Genomic DNA, 17,030 nt, shown 5'->3' on the forward strand with positions numbered 1-17,030 from the left:
ATTCCCCGCCCTTTTTCTTTGTGCCATCTGTTGAAGACGCGTCAGGAATAAACCCTATTCAGATGGCGGTGGGAGAAAATTCACTTCGTGCAAGGCAGATAGGCGCACCACTTCATCTGGGTCGCCCAAATCATGCAAAGCTTCAAACAAATCAAAGAGTTTACGGCTTGGTGCCACGCCGAAAAAGCAGTTCGCGTCTTTGCCGGATTTGTTGGTGATGCCGTGGGCGATGCCCATGGGCATGCGCACCGTGTCGCCCGCTCGGGCGGTCAAGATTTGATCGCCGAACGCCAGCTCCAATTCGCCATCCAACATGGTGATCCACTCATCCTGTGTGGGGTGAATGTGTGGCGGCACAAAGCTGTCGGCAGGCAACAATGCGTGCCAGATCATGGCGTTTTCCGAATGCAGTTTCGGGATATAGGTTTGGCCCAAAATATTCCATTTGGTGCCTTCAAGGCCTTCCCCTTTGGCTGTGATGCCTGGTATTAATGTCATTTTCTTCTCCTCCTAATTCACCCGATAGTCCGGGGTTGAATCCAAAAAGCGGCGATAGGCGTCAGCGTCAGGCGGGGTGAAATTTTCCGCCAGCGGATTGCGGCGGCGCACCTTCGCGCCCATATCGTCCAGCAATTCGTCAAAATGTTTAAAATGGTACGGTGCTACGCACAGCCCACCATAGACTTTAGCCGACGGTTTTTCGTGCCGCTTCCAGTGCAGCATTTGCTCGATATTGTCGTTCATCTGCTGTTCTGTCGGCTGCTTGGCCAGCTTGCCATCGGCGTAGCGCACCAGCCAGTTGGCGGCGAGGTCCGCGCATAGCACCGTGCAGAAAGATGAGTTGAAGCCCACAAAGCCCATATCCGGCAAGTCGGGGTTGGCGATGATGCGGTACAGCCGATATTGCCCGTCCTCTTCCACCAGTTTGTCCTGATATTCTTTCGGCAGATAAGGTACGCCCAGCTTCCAGCCCACGGCCAAAATGGCGAGGTCTGTTTTCACCTTTTCGCCGCCGGTCAGCACCACGCTGTCGCCTTCATAATCCTTAAAGGTGCCTTTAATGCATTTGATGCGGCCATCGGCGATCATCTCGAAAAGGCCGGGGGTAACGATCGGCACCGAGCAATTGATCTCATCTTCAATTTTGATCTCCGGCCGCAGTCCCGTCTTTTTCAGCTTGAGCTGCATGGTCAGCAAGGCTTCAAGCGCCCGCCAATTGGCCCACACAAAGGGTTTGCCAATCACATGCGCAAACTTCTGCATTGGGTTCAGGCCCCAACTAGGGAACATTTGCTCCTGTTTACGGATATAAAGGATGCGCTTGAAATTGATCAGCCCGCCGATGAAATAGGGCACGCGCCACACCGATTGCAGATAGACAATGGTGACTGATTTGGCGCCGGACTTCACCGCATTCACCGCAATGTCGGTGGCGGATTTGGAGAAGCCGAGCACGGTGACATCTTTGCCGTCAACGATGGACGGATCGGTATATTCAGATGAGTGCATCACCTGCCCGCCCTGGGCTTCAAATGCTTCCTGGCCGGGGTGGGTGAGAATGTTCTTTTCGCTGAACTGGCCAGTGCAGACGGCGACAAAATCAAAATCCTCGGTGCTTTCTGCCCCGTTTTGGTCCACCAAATGTAGCGTCCAGCCTTTTTGCCCGTCCGCGCGGCGGGTCATTTCTGAAACGCTGGTGTTGAAGCGGATATGGTCGCGCAGATTATAGTCTGCGGCATAGCTATCTAGATAGGCATGAACCTGTGGCCCCTTAGGCCATTCTGGATAATCATCCGGCATGGGCTTATCGGTATATCGGTACAAATCTTTGGGGCTTTGGGTTTGCACGTCGGGATAGGACCGCGACAATTCCCACACGCCCCCCAAATCGTGGCTGCGTTCAATAATGGTCACATCGTGACCTTTTTCTTTGAACGTTTTTGCGGTCACAAGACCGCTTACCCCAGCGCCGATTACGGCCACCTTTTTCTTCGTTGTCATCGTCCCCTCCTCCAAGCCGATTGCAACATTTATTATTTTATGCCTAAACTAAATGTCAGATAGAGGGAGGCGGCTATCCGAAAAACGCAAAATAATGCGGATATCGTCGTCGGGAGGAAGGCACTTTATGGAGCCACTGGCTAAATATCGGCTGTTTCAATCGGCTGAGTTAGAGTGTGCGCGAGAGATGGTGGCGCAGAAATATTGCGCCCATCGGCTAGATTTTGTTGCGCCGCAATCGCGGTTAGACGCGGTGCATAACCATGTGGCCCTACCCGGCTTGTCGTTCAATTATATGCGCTATGGCGGCGCGGTGCACATCAATCCCGGCGAATTGGAGAAGTTCTATTTGATCCAAATTCCTTTGGCCGGTGGTGCCCACATCACCAATGGCAAAATGGAAGTTGAGAGCACTGTTGAGTTTGCCAGCATCCTCAATCCAGACCTAAAAACCGACATGGTGTGGCATGCAGATTGCGAAATGTTGCTGGTGCAAATTGATGCGCTGCATCTGCGCAAACAGGCGGAGTTGATGCTGGGTCGTTCGCTGAACGCGCCTATTCGGTTCGATCCAAAATTGCGCATGCGCGCCAAACAGCTTGGCCCGTGGCGGCAGCAATTGCGGTCCATCTTTGCGGATTTAGACGCAGGCGATGCCCCGCATGGCCTATCGGAATTGCTGCTGCAATTGTTGGAAGCAGCGCCCAGCAACATTCAATGTTTTTTTGATGCCGCGCCCGTACATCTCGCACCCGCACAAATCAAACGGGCCATGGCTTATATCAAAAGCGAATATCGATCGGATATCAGTTTGCAAGACGTAGCCCACGCGGCGGGTGCATCGCTGCGCGCGCTGCAATATGGGTTTAAGGAAACCTATGGTGTGACGCCTATGCAGATGGTGCGGCTAGAACGGCTGCGCCGGGCGCATTATATGCTACAAGGCGCACATGGCGACCAAACCGTCACACAAATTGCGTCGGATTTAGGCTTTAGCCATTTAGGGCGATTTTCACAGGATTATCGAGAAGCCTTTGGCGAAACCCCGCAGCAAACGCTGAATTTCGCCAAACAGCAATTGACCTAACTATTCATTCGGCAGCACTGCGGTGCCCTCAATTTCAATCAGCGCTTCATCTTCTACCAGCGCCGACACGACCACCATAGTCATGGCGGGGAAATGGTAACCTAAAACCCGACGGTAGGCAGCACCTACCTCTTTTTGGTGATCCAGATAGGTTTGCTTGTCGGTCACGAACCAAGTGAGACGGGTCAAATGTTCGGCTTTGCCGCCCGCCGCTTCCACAACATCCAAAATGTTGCGCAGGGCCTGTTCCATTTGACCGATAAAGTCCTTGGCTTCAAAAACCTGGTCTTTCGTCCAGCCGATTTGGCCGCCCACATACAGCGTGCGCCCCTCAGCAAGCATGCCATTGGCATAACCTTTTGCGGGCTTCCATCCTTCAGGGTGTACAACAATATGTGCCATTATTCTTTTTCCAAATAGAGTGTCATTTTATCTTTAAGCTCTGGAGACCATTCGATGGGCCGTCCGGTGGATTTGGTGATGTGCACCAAAGTCATGGTGCTTTCCACCTTTGTTTGCGTGTCATGAGTGCCCCACACGTGCACTTTCACGCTGGTGCGGCCCACCCGCTCAACCGTCAGGTGCCATTGCCATTCTTCGCCCAGTTTGCCCGGCGCATTGAACGTTGCTTCCACGCTGGCGGTGGGCACCGCTGTTTGGTCGGCCACATGCATTTGCGCGAAGGAATAGCCAACCGCCTTGTCGAACCAGCGCTCAATGGTGAGATTGATCATCTCGAAAAAGCGCGGGTAAAACACGATCCCTGCCGGGTCACAATGCTGGAACAAAATGTCCTGATCGTGGGTGAAAATCTTGCTCATCAGACCCCCAAATAGCGATCAGCCAGATCGTCCGTCAGCGCATCCGGTGTGCCTGTCCAAACGGTTTCACCGCGCTCCAAGATCACACAATGATCCGCTAGTGGCAGCAGCTCGCTTAGGCTTTTATCGACGATCAAAATGGATTGCCCTTGCGCTTTCAGCTCTTTCACCGCCCGCCAAATTTCGTCACGGATCACGGGCGCTAGCCCTTCGGTTGCTTCGTCCAGCACCAGCAATTTCGGGTTGGTGGTTAAGGCGCGCCCAACGGCCAACATTTGCTGTTCACCGCCTGACAAAGTGTTGGCCAGTTGGTCTTTGCGTTCTTCCAAGCGCGGGAACAATTGATAGACTTTTTCCAGCGTCCATTCACCATCGCGTTGGGCTGCCAACAGGTTTTCCTCAACGGTCAAATTGGAAAAGCAGCGCCGGCCTTCCGGCACCAGCCCCACGCCCAATTTCGCCACCTTGTGGCTAGGCATTTTATTGACCAATGTGCCATCAAAGTGAATGTCGCCTTTGGCAGGTTTAGACATTTTACAAAGCGTGCGGATGGTGGTGGTTTTGCCCATACCATTGCGGCCCATCAGCGCCACCACTTCGCCTTCTTTCACTTCAAGCGACACACCAAACAGTGCCTGTGACGGGCCGTAGAACACCTCAATATCTTTGATGGAAAGCAGAATGTTTGACATTAGGCTGCACTCCCCAAATAGGCTTCGCGCACCGCAGGATTATTGCGGATATCGTCCACCGATCCCGTGGCGATCACCCGGCCATACACGAGCACAGAGATGCGGTCGGCCAGCGAGAATACCGCGTCCATATCATGCTCGATCAACAGTATCGGCGCTTCATAGCGCAGTTCGTCCAGAAAGCCAATTAGCTTTTTCGACCCTTCTGGTCCCATGCCTGCCATGGGTTCGTCGAGCAGGAAGGCTTTGGGATCAAGTGCCAGTGCCATCGCGATTTCAAGCTGCCGCCGTTCACCGTGCGACAGCTCGGCCGTCATGATATGTGCGCGTTCTTCCAGATTAACGCGCTTTAGCGCCGCCATGGCAGGCGCGGTCAGATTGTTGTCGCCACGCACATTTTTGAAGAAGCGATAGCTGGTGCCCAATTTAGATTGCACGGCCAGCATCACATTGCGCAGCGCGGAAAATTCCATCACCAGTGACGACACTTGGAAGGTGCGTCCCAGCCCGGCCTTCGCCCGGTCGGCCACGTCCATGCCCGCCAAGTCTTTCCCGTTAAAGATCACCTTGCCGCTGTCGGAACTCAGCTGGCCACAGATCTGCTTGATCAGGGTGGACTTACCCGCCCCATTCGGCCCAATAAGGGCGTGAATTTCACCTTTTTTCAGATCGAGGGTCACGTCATCCGTAGCTGTCAGCGCACCAAAGTTCTTATTCAAATTTTGAATTTGCAACACAGTTTGATCAGTCATGACGCGCCTTTCCGGCCAACAGGCCAATGGCACCGCCGCGGGCAAAAAGCACCACGCCGAGCAGCACAAGACCCAGATAGAATTGCCAATGATCGGTCATGCCACCAAAGATAAATTCAAAGATGATATAGATCATCGCGCCAACCACAGGGCCATAAAGTCGGCCAACGCCGCCCAAAATCACCAGCACCATGATCTCGCCTGACATGTGCCAAGACAGCATGGTGGGCGACACAAAGCGGCTCAAATCCGCCATAAGCGCCCCGGCCAACCCGGTGATCATGCCGGAGATCACAAAGGCTGTGAGTTTGATGTTGAATGGGCGAATGCCTGTGGCCGCCAGCCGTTCTTCATTTTGCCGTGCCGCCTGCAGCGCCGCACCAAAACGTGAGTTTTTGATCATGGCCGACAGGCCCAATCCTGCAAACATCAGCGCAAGGCAGATATAAAAGAAGCTCGACGGATCAAGCGTGTTCACGCCCGGAAATTGGTTGCGCACATAGATGGACAAACCATCTTCGCCTCCATAGGTGGGCCATGAGATCATGAAATAGTAGATCATTTGCGCGAAGGCCAAGGTGATCATGATGAAATAAACACCGGAGGTGCGCAGGGACAACAGCCCGATAAACAGGGCCGCAATGCCGCTCATCACAATCGCCACCAGCCAAATGATCAGCATTTGGTTGGTGCCTTCGATCACGAAAGGCCAAGTGAAAATGGGCGTGTAGGTTTGCGCGTGGCTGGCCAATATGCCCATGGCATAGCCGCCAATGCCGAAGAATGCTGCATGGCCAAAGCTCACCAAGCCGCCTGTGCCAAGGGCGAGGTTCAACCCCACCGCCGCAAGGCTCAAAATCGCCACGCGGGTTGCCAGCGTGATGTAAAACGGTTCATCCATCGCTGTGGCAATGAAAGGGAACACCAACAGGCCAAGGCTAATGATGATGTTGATGATGGTTTCTCTGGAAAGATTAGGCATTGTTGCTCACCAACCCTTCCGGCTTAAAGATCAGAATGACCGCCATAAGCACATAGATTGACATGGAGGATAGCGCCGCACCGACAGAGTTGGCGGCTGCTGTGTCCATAAATAGATTGAAAAAGCCCGGCAGCGTTACCCGCCCGAGCGTGTCGACCACGCCCACGAGAATGGAGCCGATCAGTGCGCCCTTAATCGAGCCGATGCCACCGATTACGATCACCACAAAGGCCAGGATCAACACGGGTTCGCCCATGCCTACTTGCACCGATTGGATGGCGCCCATCATCGCCCCGGCAAAGCCAGCTAAAGCGGCACCAATGGCGAACACGATGGTATAAAGCGTGGCGATATTCACGCCGAGCGCCGCGATCATTTCACGGTCAGCTTCGCCCGCCCGAATGCGGATGCCGAGACGTGTTTTGGTGATGAGGAGATAAAGCCCCAACGCCACTAGGCCGCCGACAAGGATAATCGCCAAGCGATAAGCAGAATATTGGAAGCCGCCAAACAGGGTGACGGGTCCGGCCAAAAAGCCCGGTGCGTCCAAATACAATGGGAAAGAGCCAAACACCATCCGGCAGCCTTCAGAAAGGATCAAGATCAAGGCGAACGTGGCCAACACTTGGTCGAGGTGATCGCGATCATATAATCGTCTGATCACAAGCATCTCGATCAAGACACCAGCGAAACCAGCTGCGACGATTGACGCCACAAGGCCAAGCCAGAACGAACCAGTGGCCGCAGCCACTGCTGCACAGGCGAAAGCCCCGATCATATAAAGCGAGCCGTGTGCCAAATTGATCAGCCCCATCACGCCGAAAACCAGCGTTAAACCAGCAGCCATCAAAAACAGCGTCACACCATATTGCAGGCCGTTTAAGAGCTGTTCAAATAAAAGAGTGGTGGACATAATTTCCCCAGCGGTTTGAAGGTTGGCGGGATGAAAACACCCCGCCAATCATCTCAAGCGCAATGATTATAGAGCGCAATCTTCAGCGTAAGCATCTTGGTGATCTGTCAGCGCCAGACCCAAGATTTTGTTGGTCAACACATCGCCCTCTTTCACAACTTCACGTACGTAAATGTTTTGAATTGGGTGGTTGTTGTTGCCAAACTTGAAGTCACCGCGGGTGGACTTAAAGTCAGCTTCTTTCAAGGCAGCGCGGAATGCTTCTGCGTCTTTCACATCGGCTTTGTCCAATGCAGAAAGGATCAGATTTGCGGCGTCAAAGCCTTGGCTGGCATATAGAGATGGCAAGCGATCATATTTCTCTTGGAACGAAGCAACAAACGCCTTGTTGGTTTCGTTGTCGATGTCTTTGCTCCACTGTGACGAATTGCGCACGCCAAGTGCCGCGTCGCCCACAGCGCCCAAAATGCCCTGGTCGAATGAGAAGGCTGGGCCCATCACAGGCAGATCAACACCAGAGGCCGCATATTGCTTCATGAACGCAATGCCCATGCCGCCTGGCAAGAAGAAGAACACACTGTCTGCACCGGAATCGCGGATTTGTGCGATTTCAGCGGCGTAGTCAGTTGCGCCCAATTTGGTGAACACCTCGCCCGCCAACTGGCCGCGATATTCACGCTTAAAGCCGTTCAGCGCATCTTGGCCAGCCGGATAGTTTGGGGCCAAAATAAAGGTGTTTGTGTATTCAGCCACATTGGCGTAAGCGCCCATAGCTTCGTGCAAATTGTCGTTCTGCCATGCCACGTTGAAATAGTTGGCATTACAGCCTTTGCCTGCCAAAGCAGATGGGCCAGCATTTGGTGACACATAGATTTTGCCTTGCGCCACAGCAGATGGAATAACCGCCATCGCCAAGTTTGACCAAATGATACCGGTTAGAATGTCAACTTTTTCAGATTGAATCATCTTGTCGGCGATTTGCACGGCCAAGTCTGGCTTGCGGGCGTCATCTTCGATCACGACTTCAACATCGTCACGGCCAGCTTGTTCAATCGCCAGCATAAAGCCATCGCGCACATCTACACCGAGGCCAGCGCCACCGCCGGACAAGGTTGTGATCATGCCGATTTTCGCGCCTTCAGCCATGGCTGAGCCACCAAGGGCTAAGCTCATCGCCAACGCGCTGGCCATAATTGTTTTTAGCGTCTTCATAGTTTCCTCCCAAACTGCGAACCAAGGTCCGCTGATGACAAATACTTCACAACAGGTGAAGCATTTAATTTGCCCTTTGCCTCTCCCAAAGCAAAGGCCAATTCTCGCAACAATGGGGCAAAGTACCCAATCGCCGCAAAACTCTAATAGTTACATCCATGCATGAATCTCAATATATTTCAATATTAAAATATCATGCTTAAAATATCTCAGTCACCAACCTCGTTGGTGGCCAGCTTGGTTAAGGCGCTATCCGCCTCTTCCAAATCCGCTATCACATTGAAATGGTGCTTATAGGGCACTTCCACCGCATCAGTTTCCACGCCAAGTCCAGTCCAGATATTGGCCAAAAGCTGGTTTTGTCGCAAAAATTCTGGCCGTTCTTCTGCGCCCACCCAACAGGTGAGGTCCACGCCTGCCAACGGTTCGCGCAGCGCTGCGCTTTCCGCGCGCGCCTCGGCCAAATCCAACTGCAGACCGTCATTCATGCGGGTGTTGAGCAGTGGTCGCAAGTCGTGCAAACCAGAGATGGAAATCACATGTTTCAGCCGGTCTTGCACCTCTTTGGACAGGGGCGTATCGGCGCACATCATGCGCGACACCAAGTGCCCACCTGCCGAATGGCCAGCGATGCGGATCGGACCTTCCACCTTGGTCGCGGCATATAAAATTGCAGCGCCAACTTGTTGGGTCATGGTGCTGATACGCGCTTCAGGCGCTAAGGTATAGGAAGGCATGGCCACAGCCCAACCGCGGGCGACCGGCCCTGCTGCCAGATGCGACCAAGCACTTTTGTCAAAGCTCAGCCAATAGCCGCCATGCACAAAAACAAACAGTCCTTTCGGCGTGCCTTCCGGCATAAACAGGTCCAGCTTTTCCCGCTGGGCGTCGCCATAGGCAAGGTCTAATTCGGCACGATTTGCCGTCAGCATCTCTTCGCGGAATCGTTCAGATGCGCGTTCCCAATGCTCTACATAAGAGCCAGAATTCTCGATGTAAGCGCCATTGGCATAGGCATCGTCCCAATCGCTGGGCTTAGTCCAATTTGGCAATCCGTCACGCATCTATCGATTCCCTTTGCAAAGCGGCGGCTGGTTGATAACGACCCTCCAAATTTACTGGGGCGTTTGCATCCAGTAGCGCCAAAATCTCTCGCACACGATCAAGCCCGATTTCGGCCAAAAATGCAAATGGGCCTTTTGGAAAATTCAACCCCAATTGCATCGCCAGATCAATATCTTGCGGTGCGGCCACTTGGTCGTCCACGGCGGAGGCGGCTTCATTGACCAATGTTGCCAGAATGCGTTGGGCTATGCGCTGCTGATCCGCTTCGGAAAGTTCTGCATTTGCCTCATCGGTGACAAAGCCAGTGCCACTTTTGCGACCCAAATGCCCTTGTGCAACCTGCTGTTTTAGGCGGTCGAACACATAATAACGCGGGTGGTGGTTAAAGGCTTTAGCCATGGTTTCACTGGCGGCCAAATTTATGTCTGCGCCCACAAGGTCAATCAGCTCAAATGGCCCCATCCGGAAGCCTGCTTGCCTCATCGCCGCATCCACTTGATGAGCAGAAAACATCCCCTCTTCCAAAATCGCCAGTGCCTCGCCGTAAAAAGGACGCGCGCAGCGATTGACGATAAAGCCGGGGCTATCCTTCACTTTAATCGCGGTTTTGCCGATTTGGTTGAGGTGGATGACGAGGTCATCACATCGTATCTGAGATACGGGTGGGGCTGTGATGACCTCGACAAGCTTCATAATGTGGGCCGGGTTGAAAAAGTGCAGGCCCAGCGCCCGCTCCTTGCGGTCAAGTTTGGCAAAAATGTCAGTAACACTCAGCGACGAAGTGTTGGTGGCCAGCACTGTTTCGGGTCCACATATGCTTTCGAGTTGGGCAAATAGACTTTGCTTAATTTCAAGTTTTTCGACGATAGCTTCAATCACCACATCGCAATCCGCAAGTTCGCTTAGATCTTTGGCTGCATGAAGCCGCCCGATTGTGGCATCTGCCTCTGCGGCGCTAACACGCTGCTTTTCAACAGCGCGCGCCAAGCTATTGCGCACCGCGTCCCGCGCTGAGGTCACCGCGTCTTGGTTCACATCGAATAGCTGCACTTGATGATCCGTTTGGGCAAAGAAGAGCGCTATGTTGCGCCCCATTGCGCCTGCGCCGACCACACCGATTTTATTCAGCTCAGCCATTATTTGCCCTCAAATGTGGGTTTGCGTTTTTCAAGGAATGCCGTCACACCTTCGACCTTATCTGCGGTGCCGAGCAATATTTCAAAATCGCCTCTGGTTTCGCCCATTACGTGCTTGAGCGGCGTTTCGGCGCTGGCGACAATCGCCTTTTTCGCCGCCTGTATCGCCAATGGCGCACGCAAGGCCATGCGTTCGGTCAGTTTTGCCGCAAAAGGCAATGCGCCGTCTTCGGCCATATAGCTAATAATACCCCAATCATTGGCGGTGATTGCATCAACAATTTCGCCGCCAAGCACAATGCGCCCTGCTCGTGCGCGGCCCACCATAGCGGTCAGGCGCTCAATGCCGCCCGCACCGGGGATCAGGCCCAAATTGGGTTCTGGCAAGCCGAATTTGGCGGTGGTGCCAGCCACAATTAGATCGCACATCAGCGCCAGTTCAAAACCGCCGCCGAGACAAAAGCCATCCACTGCCGCGACCAGCGGCAAGGGGCAATTGCGGATGCGCTTCCAATGCGCTTTGCGTGGATCGAGATAGCCCTCTTCCCGGCCTTTATCTTTGATTTCGTAAATGTCCGCTCCCGCGGCGAAGTGTTCACCTTCGCCGCAAATCAGCACCGCACGCACAGTCGAGGATTGAGCAAAACCTTCCAACGCATCGGCAATCTGACCCAACAATTCTGTGTTGAGCGCATTGCGCTGCTTTTGTCGATCAATGCTGAGAATCGCCCACGCGGCATTGTGGCCTTTAATGTCCACTTGCTCTATGCGCAGCATATTTTGCTCGCCCATATATCCTCCCTATCAGCCTTAAGTCTTCACCAAAAACAAATATATTTCAAGTATAAAATTTTGAGCTTGAAATATCTTGTTTCAGATGCAATCATACTCGCCATGCGTGATCGACATTGCGCCAATGGGAGGACATTATGAAAATCGCATGTTTGGGCGGGGGCCCAGCCAGTCTATATTTTGCCATCAGCATGAAGCGACGTGATCCGTCGCATGACATTACGATTTTTGAGCGCAACAAGCCGGATGATACATTTGGCTGGGGCGTGGTTTTGTCCGATGAAACCCTTGATAATATGGCTGAAAATGACAAGGAGAGCGCCGAAGCGATCCGTGAGCATTTCGCCTATTGGGACGATATTGCAGTGGTGCACGATGGGCACCGCACTGTTTCCACGGGCCATGGCTTTTGCGGCGTTGGCCGCATGCAATTGCTGCTGACCTTGCAGGAACGTGCCCGCGAGCTTGGTGTAAAGATGGAGTTTGAAACCGAGATCGACAGCGCCTCACCGATGATGAAAGAATATGACCTTGTCGTCGCCTCCGACGGGTTAAACTCCAAAACCCGCACTGAGTTTGCCGAGCATTTCAAGCCCGAAATCGACACGCGCAAATGTCACTTTGTGTGGCTCGGCACCCATCAAAAATTTGATGATGCCTTCACCTTTATCTTTGAGAAAACCGAGCATGGTTGGATTTGGGCCCACGCCTATCAATTCGACAAAGATACGGCGACCTTTATTGTGGAGTGCGCGCCTGAGACCTTTGAGAAATTCGGTTTTGGCGACAAGACCCAACAAGAAACCATCGCGATCTGCGAAGAGATTTTCAAAGATCATTTGGGCGGCCACAGCTTGATGACCAACGCCAACCATATTCGCGGCTCGGCCTGGCTGAACTTCCCGCGTGTATTGTGTGAGAAGTGGCACCATGAAAATGTGGTACTGTTGGGCGATGCCTCGGCCACGGCCCACTTCTCCATCGGCTCCGGCACCAAGCTCGCCTTTGAAAGCGCCATTGCCCTGGCCGAGTTTTTGCACACCGAGCCGACCCTAGACGCCGCGTTCCGCAAATATCAGGAAGATCGTCGCTTAGACGTCTTGCGTCTGCAAAGCGCGGCCCGCAACTCAACCGAATGGTTTGAGGATGTGGAACGTTATCTCGATCTTGATCCCGTGCAGTTTAACTATTCATTGCTCACCCGCTCGCAACGGATCAGCCATGAAAATCTGCGTTTACGCGATCCGGAATGGCTGAAATCTGCTGAAACCTGGTTTCAGGAACAGGCTGGCGCGAAAGGCGTGCATCGTGCGCCGATGTTTGCGCCGTTCAAGCTGCGCGATATGGAATTGAAGAACCGCGTGGTGGTCTCACCCATGGCCCAATATAAGGCCAAGGATGGCTGCCCCACCGATTGGCATTTTGCCCATTATGCTGAGCGCGCCAAAGGCGGCGCTGGCCTTGTTTATGTGGAAATGACCTGTGTGTCGCCTGAAGGGCGGATCACTCCGGGGTGCCCGGGTCTTTATGCGCCCGAGCATGAGGCGGCGTGGACCCGCCTGACAGATTTTGTGCATAGCGAGACCAGCGCCAAAATGGCGATGCAGATCGGCCATTCTGGCCGCAAAGGCTCCACCCAACTGGGCTGGGAAACCATGGATGCGCCGATCAGAGAGGGCAATTGGCCGCTCCTTTCCGCATCTGACATTCCGTGGTCGCCAGATAATGCGACGCCAAAGGCCATGGATCGCGACGATATGGACAAGGTGCGCGACCAGTTTGTCGCCTCCACCGAAATGGCGGATCGGGCCGGGTTTGATATGGTCGAGCTGCACGCGGCGCACGGCTATTTGATTTCTTCTTTCATTTCGCCCAAGTCAAACAATCGGCAGGATGAATATGGCGGTTCGCTTGAAAACCGCATGCGCTATCCGCTGGAAGTGGCCAAGGCCATGCGCGCTGCGTGGCCGGATCATAAGCCCATGTCCGTGCGGATTTCCGCCAATGATTGGGTCGGCGATGATGGCGTAACGCCAGACGAAGCGGTGCAAATCGCGCAAATGTTCTCAGAACTCGGCATCGATATTATTGACGTGTCAGCAGGCCAAACCTCTATCGAAGCAAAACCTGTTTATGGCCGCATGTTCCAAACCCCATTTTCGGACCGCATACGCAACGAGACCGGGCTTAACACCATGGCCGTTGGCAATATTTATGAGCCGGATCATATCAATTCGATCCTGATGGCGGGTCGGGCTGATCTGGTGTGTTTGGCGCGTCCGCATTTGGCTGATCCATATTGGACGTTGCACGCCGCAGCCGCCCTTGGCGACAAAGATAGCGAATGGCCCTTGCCCTATTTGCCTGGTCGGGATCAAATGATGCGATTGGCAGAACGGAATGAAGGCATCGGGATTAAGGTATGATCTTAGCGGGCAAAAACATATTGATCACAGGCGGCGGCACCGGAGTTGGTGCCGTGATGGCGAAGCAATTCGCTGAGGCGGGCGGCACGGTCACCGTGGCGGGCCGCACGCGCGCAACGCTTGAACAGGCGGCGAACCAACATGCCAACATCAAAGTGGCAACCGTGGACATCACCGACGAAGAATCGATGAAAGCCTTGTTTGACGAAATCGGCGTGATGGACATTGTTGTCGCCAATGCTGGTGCCTCATCCAGCGCGCCCTTGGCCAAGACGTCGCTTGCCGATTGGCAACATATGATCGATGTGAATTTGACCGGCACCTTCTTGACCCTCAAGGAGGGTTTGGTACGGCTGAAGGGCAAAGACTGGGGGCGTTTGATCGCCGTTGCGTCTACAGCTGGCCTGAAAGGCTATCCTTATGTCGCGCCCTATGCGGCGGCGAAACATGGGGTGATCGGCCTTGTTAAAGGCATGGCGTTGGAAGTGGCCAAATCTGGCATCACTGCCAACGCGCTTTGCCCCGGCTTTCTCAATACGGAAATGACCGAGCGGTCCATCGCCAATATTATGGAAAAGACGGGCATGAGCGCAGATGAAGCCCTTAAGGCACTAGCAAAAAACAACCCGCAAGGGCGGCTGATCGAGCCGGAAGAAGTGGCGGCGGCGGCGCTGAATTTGTGCGGTCCGCATAGTGGGGGGCTGAATGGTGTGGCCCTATCTATTTCAGGAGGTGAAATATGAGCGCAACTGACCCGGTGACGGGACACCCCATGAGCAAGCAGCGCTTGCGCCTATGGCTGCATATGCTTAAAACCGCCCGTTTTGTGGAAAATGAGCTGCGCGAGCGCATGCGCATCACCTATCAATCCACTCTGCCCCGCTTTGATGTGATGGCGATGCTGGACCGCACCCGCGAAGGCCTGTTGATGAGCCAATTGTCACAACAATTGATGGTCTCCAACGGCAATGTGACGGGCATTATCGATCGGCTGGTGCAGGATGGCTATGTGGTGCGCGTCTCCGTGAAAGGCGACAAACGCGCCACGCTGGTGCGTCTCACGCCCAAAGGCATCGAAAAGTTTGCCGAAATGGCAGCCGAGCATGAACGCTGGATCGATGAATTGATGGACAATGTACAAGATCAGGACATTGAGCACTTTATCGACGCGCTCAACCATATCCGAAAGGATCATCAGCATGACTAAATTGGCCGATTATCAGCCCGAGCATTTTTTGCTGACCATGAAGGGCGACATTGCCATTGTGCAATTGAACCGCCCGGACCGGAAAAATCCGCTCACTTTTGAAAGCTATGCTGAGCTGCGCGATTTCTTCCGCGAGCTTCACTACGCCGACGACATCAACGCCGTAATTTTTGCCAGCAATGGCGGCAATTTCTGTTCCGGCGGTGATGTGCATGACATTATCGGGCCGCTGGTGGGCATGGATATGAAAGAACTGTTGGCCTTCACCCGCATGACCGGGGATTTGGTCAAGGCGATGCTCAATTGCTCCACTCCGATCATCTCTGCTGTCGATGGCGTGGCCGTTGGCGCGGGTGCGATTATTGCCATGGCGTCGGACATACGGCTGGCGACACCTGAAGCCAAAACCGCCTTTTTGTTTACCCGTGTCGGCCTTGCCGGTTGCGATATGGGCGCGTGCGCGATGCTGCCCCGTTTGATCGGGCAAGGTCGCGCAGCGGAACTGCTCTATACGGGCCGTTCCATGAGCGCTGAGGAAGGCCATAACTGGGGCTTTTACAATGCGCTGCACAGCGCCGAAGAGCTGGACGATGCGGCCATGAAGCTCGCTGAGCGTGTGGTGACGGGACCGACTTTTGCCCATGGCATCACCAAGACCCAGCTCAACCAAGAATGGAGCATGAGCATCGAGCAAGCGATTGAAAGCGAAGCACAGGCGCAGGCTTTGTGCATGCAAACCAAAGATTTTGAGCGTGCCTATCACGCGTTTGTCGCAAAAGAAAAACCAAAGTTTGAGGGCAATTAATGGCCGATCAAAGCTTTCTCAACTGGCCCTTTTTTGAAGATAGGCACCGCGCCTTGCACGCTGAGCTGGAAAGCTGGGCCAGCGCCAATTTGCCCGTCGATCACAGCGACGTGGATCAGGCCTGCAAAGATCTGGTGGCCGCGTTGGGCAAAGCAGGTTTTTTGCAATATAGCGGCGCGAAGCAAGGCGAGACGCTGGATGTGCGCAGCCTGTGCCTGATCCGCGAAACTTTGGCGCGGCATGATGGTTTGGCTGATTTTGCCTTTGCGATGCAAGGCTTGGGCACCGGGGCGCTGTCGCTGTTCGGCACGCCTGACCAGCAATCCTGGCTAGACAAAACCCGCGCAGGTGAAGCGCTTTCTGCGTTTGCCCTGAGCGAGCCTAAGTCCGGGTCCGATGTGGCCAATATTGAATTGAGCGCCGAAGACAAGGGCAATCATTATGTGCTCAATGGCGAAAAGACGTGGATTTCCAATGGTGGCATCGCCAATGTTTACACGGTTTTTGCCCGCACGGGCGAAGCACCGGGGGCCAAGGGGCTGTCTGCCTTTGTGGTGCCTGCGGATAGCGAAGGGCTCGAGATTGCCGAACGCTTGGACGTGATCGCACCGCACCCACTCGCGCGGCTGAAGTTCAATAATGTGCATGTGCCGAAAACCGACATGATCGGCGACGCAGGTGCAGGCTTTAAAATCGCCATGAGCGTTTTGGACGTGTTCCGTTCCACAGTTGGGGCGGCGGCATTGGGCTTTGCCCGCCGGGCGCTAGACGAAACTTTGGCCCGCGCCAAATCGCGGGAACTGTTCGGCGCGCCCTTGGCCGAATTGCAAATGGTGCAAGGCCATATCGCCGACATGGCCTTGGATGTGGATGCGGCGGCCTTGCTGATTTACCGTGCCGCATGGACCAAAGATATGGGCGCTGCGCGCGTGACGCGGGAAGCCGCCATGGCAAAGCTTTACGCGACGGACAAAGCGCAAGAGGTGATCGACAAAGCCGTGCAGATCCACGGTGGCGACGGGGTGCGCAAAGGATCGATCGTAGAGAGCCTATACAGAGAAATTCGCGCCTTGCGCATTTATGAGGGCGCCTCAGACGTCCAAAAAATTGTGATTGCGCGCCAGACACTAAGCTAAAAT

General features: G+C 54.1%; 18 protein-coding genes. 6 read left to right on the forward strand and 12 right to left on the reverse strand.

Annotated features, from left to right (window positions below; genetic code table 11):
• Window positions 1-54: 54 nt before the first annotated feature.
• Both ACP15Y_RS06260 and ACP15Y_RS06265 read right to left on the reverse strand, forming a co-directional pair.
• Window positions 55-498: a cupin domain-containing protein gene (locus ACP15Y_RS06260; protein WP_424982142.1), complete on the reverse strand. Its 444-nt coding sequence runs from the start codon at window positions 496-498 to the stop codon at window positions 55-57.
• 12 nt (window positions 499-510) lie between these two features.
• The gene (locus ACP15Y_RS06265) at window positions 511-2,001 is read right to left on the reverse strand and encodes a flavin-containing monooxygenase (RefSeq protein WP_424982143.1); all 1,491 of its coding nucleotides are present in this window, start codon (window positions 1,999-2,001) and stop codon (window positions 511-513) included.
• 127 nt (window positions 2,002-2,128) lie between these two features.
• Here ACP15Y_RS06265 and ACP15Y_RS06270 point away from each other — a divergent pair, with 127 nt between their 5' ends.
• Window positions 2,129-3,088 carry an AraC family transcriptional regulator gene (locus ACP15Y_RS06270; protein WP_424982144.1) on the forward strand — a complete coding sequence of 320 codons (960 nt, stop codon included), beginning with the start codon at window positions 2,129-2,131 and terminating at the stop codon, window positions 3,086-3,088.
• Here ACP15Y_RS06270 and ACP15Y_RS06275 read toward each other — a convergent pair whose 3' ends face one another.
• The 10 genes from ACP15Y_RS06275 to ACP15Y_RS06320 form a co-directional block, all read right to left on the reverse strand.
• Entirely contained in the window at window positions 3,089-3,490 is a 402-nt protein-coding gene (locus ACP15Y_RS06275) for a RidA family protein (RefSeq protein ID WP_133572773.1), read from the reverse strand.
• Complete coding sequence (locus ACP15Y_RS06280) at window positions 3,490-3,909, reverse strand: acyl-CoA thioesterase (protein WP_424982145.1); 420 nt, start codon at window positions 3,907-3,909, stop codon at window positions 3,490-3,492. Before ACP15Y_RS06280 ends, ACP15Y_RS06275 begins: the two co-directional genes overlap by 1 nt.
• The gene (locus ACP15Y_RS06285; RefSeq protein ID WP_424982146.1) at window positions 3,909-4,601 is read right to left on the reverse strand and encodes an ABC transporter ATP-binding protein; all 693 of its coding nucleotides are present in this window, start codon (window positions 4,599-4,601) and stop codon (window positions 3,909-3,911) included. The genes ACP15Y_RS06280 and ACP15Y_RS06285 overlap by 1 nt, the downstream gene beginning before the upstream one ends.
• Window positions 4,601-5,353 carry an ABC transporter ATP-binding protein gene (locus tag ACP15Y_RS06290; protein ID WP_424982147.1) on the reverse strand — a complete coding sequence of 251 codons (753 nt, stop codon included), beginning with the start codon at window positions 5,351-5,353 and terminating at the stop codon, window positions 4,601-4,603. The genes ACP15Y_RS06285 and ACP15Y_RS06290 overlap by 1 nt, the downstream gene beginning before the upstream one ends.
• On the reverse strand, window positions 5,346-6,335 hold the full coding sequence (locus ACP15Y_RS06295; RefSeq protein WP_424982148.1) for a branched-chain amino acid ABC transporter permease: 990 nt from the start codon (window positions 6,333-6,335) through the stop codon (window positions 5,346-5,348). Before ACP15Y_RS06295 ends, ACP15Y_RS06290 begins: the two co-directional genes overlap by 8 nt.
• Window positions 6,328-7,248: a branched-chain amino acid ABC transporter permease gene (locus ACP15Y_RS06300; RefSeq protein WP_424982150.1), complete on the reverse strand. Its 921-nt coding sequence runs from the start codon at window positions 7,246-7,248 to the stop codon at window positions 6,328-6,330. Before ACP15Y_RS06300 ends, ACP15Y_RS06295 begins: the two co-directional genes overlap by 8 nt.
• A gap of 66 nt (window positions 7,249-7,314) precedes the next feature.
• The gene (locus ACP15Y_RS06305) at window positions 7,315-8,460 is read right to left on the reverse strand and encodes an ABC transporter substrate-binding protein (protein WP_424982151.1); all 1,146 of its coding nucleotides are present in this window, start codon (window positions 8,458-8,460) and stop codon (window positions 7,315-7,317) included.
• A gap of 209 nt (window positions 8,461-8,669) precedes the next feature.
• Complete coding sequence (locus tag ACP15Y_RS06310) at window positions 8,670-9,524, reverse strand: alpha/beta hydrolase (RefSeq protein WP_424982152.1); 855 nt, start codon at window positions 9,522-9,524, stop codon at window positions 8,670-8,672.
• Window positions 9,517-10,662 (reverse strand): 3-hydroxyacyl-CoA dehydrogenase NAD-binding domain-containing protein, encoded by a 1,146-nt coding sequence (locus tag ACP15Y_RS06315; protein ID WP_424982153.1) that lies wholly within the window; start codon window positions 10,660-10,662, stop codon window positions 9,517-9,519. Before ACP15Y_RS06315 ends, ACP15Y_RS06310 begins: the two co-directional genes overlap by 8 nt.
• Window positions 10,662-11,453, reverse strand: coding sequence for an enoyl-CoA hydratase-related protein (locus tag ACP15Y_RS06320; RefSeq protein ID WP_424982154.1), 792 nt, complete (start codon window positions 11,451-11,453; stop codon window positions 10,662-10,664). The genes ACP15Y_RS06315 and ACP15Y_RS06320 overlap by 1 nt, the downstream gene beginning before the upstream one ends.
• A gap of 137 nt (window positions 11,454-11,590) precedes the next feature.
• Here ACP15Y_RS06320 and ACP15Y_RS06325 point away from each other — a divergent pair, with 137 nt between their 5' ends.
• Genes ACP15Y_RS06325 through ACP15Y_RS06345 form a run of 5 tightly spaced genes read left to right on the forward strand, consistent with a single transcriptional unit; the run spans window position 11,591 to window position 17,027 of the window.
• The gene (locus ACP15Y_RS06325; protein ID WP_424982155.1) at window positions 11,591-13,879 is read left to right on the forward strand and encodes a bifunctional salicylyl-CoA 5-hydroxylase/oxidoreductase; all 2,289 of its coding nucleotides are present in this window, start codon (window positions 11,591-11,593) and stop codon (window positions 13,877-13,879) included.
• Window positions 13,876-14,622: an SDR family NAD(P)-dependent oxidoreductase gene (locus ACP15Y_RS06330; RefSeq protein WP_424982156.1), complete on the forward strand. Its 747-nt coding sequence runs from the start codon at window positions 13,876-13,878 to the stop codon at window positions 14,620-14,622. The genes ACP15Y_RS06325 and ACP15Y_RS06330 overlap by 4 nt, the downstream gene beginning before the upstream one ends.
• On the forward strand, window positions 14,619-15,086 hold the full coding sequence (locus ACP15Y_RS06335) for a MarR family winged helix-turn-helix transcriptional regulator (RefSeq protein WP_236113172.1): 468 nt from the start codon (window positions 14,619-14,621) through the stop codon (window positions 15,084-15,086). Before ACP15Y_RS06330 ends, ACP15Y_RS06335 begins: the two co-directional genes overlap by 4 nt.
• Entirely contained in the window at window positions 15,079-15,891 is an 813-nt protein-coding gene (locus ACP15Y_RS06340) for an enoyl-CoA hydratase family protein (protein ID WP_424982157.1), read from the forward strand. The genes ACP15Y_RS06335 and ACP15Y_RS06340 overlap by 8 nt, the downstream gene beginning before the upstream one ends.
• Window positions 15,891-17,027, forward strand: coding sequence for an acyl-CoA dehydrogenase family protein (locus tag ACP15Y_RS06345; protein ID WP_424982158.1), 1,137 nt, complete (start codon window positions 15,891-15,893; stop codon window positions 17,025-17,027). Before ACP15Y_RS06340 ends, ACP15Y_RS06345 begins: the two co-directional genes overlap by 1 nt.
• Window positions 17,028-17,030 lie beyond the last annotated feature (3 nt).

Origin of the sequence: Maritalea sp. S77 (genome assembly GCF_049801075.1) — a bacterium.
In the GTDB taxonomy this organism is placed as follows: Bacteria; Pseudomonadota; Alphaproteobacteria; order Rhizobiales; family Devosiaceae; genus Maritalea.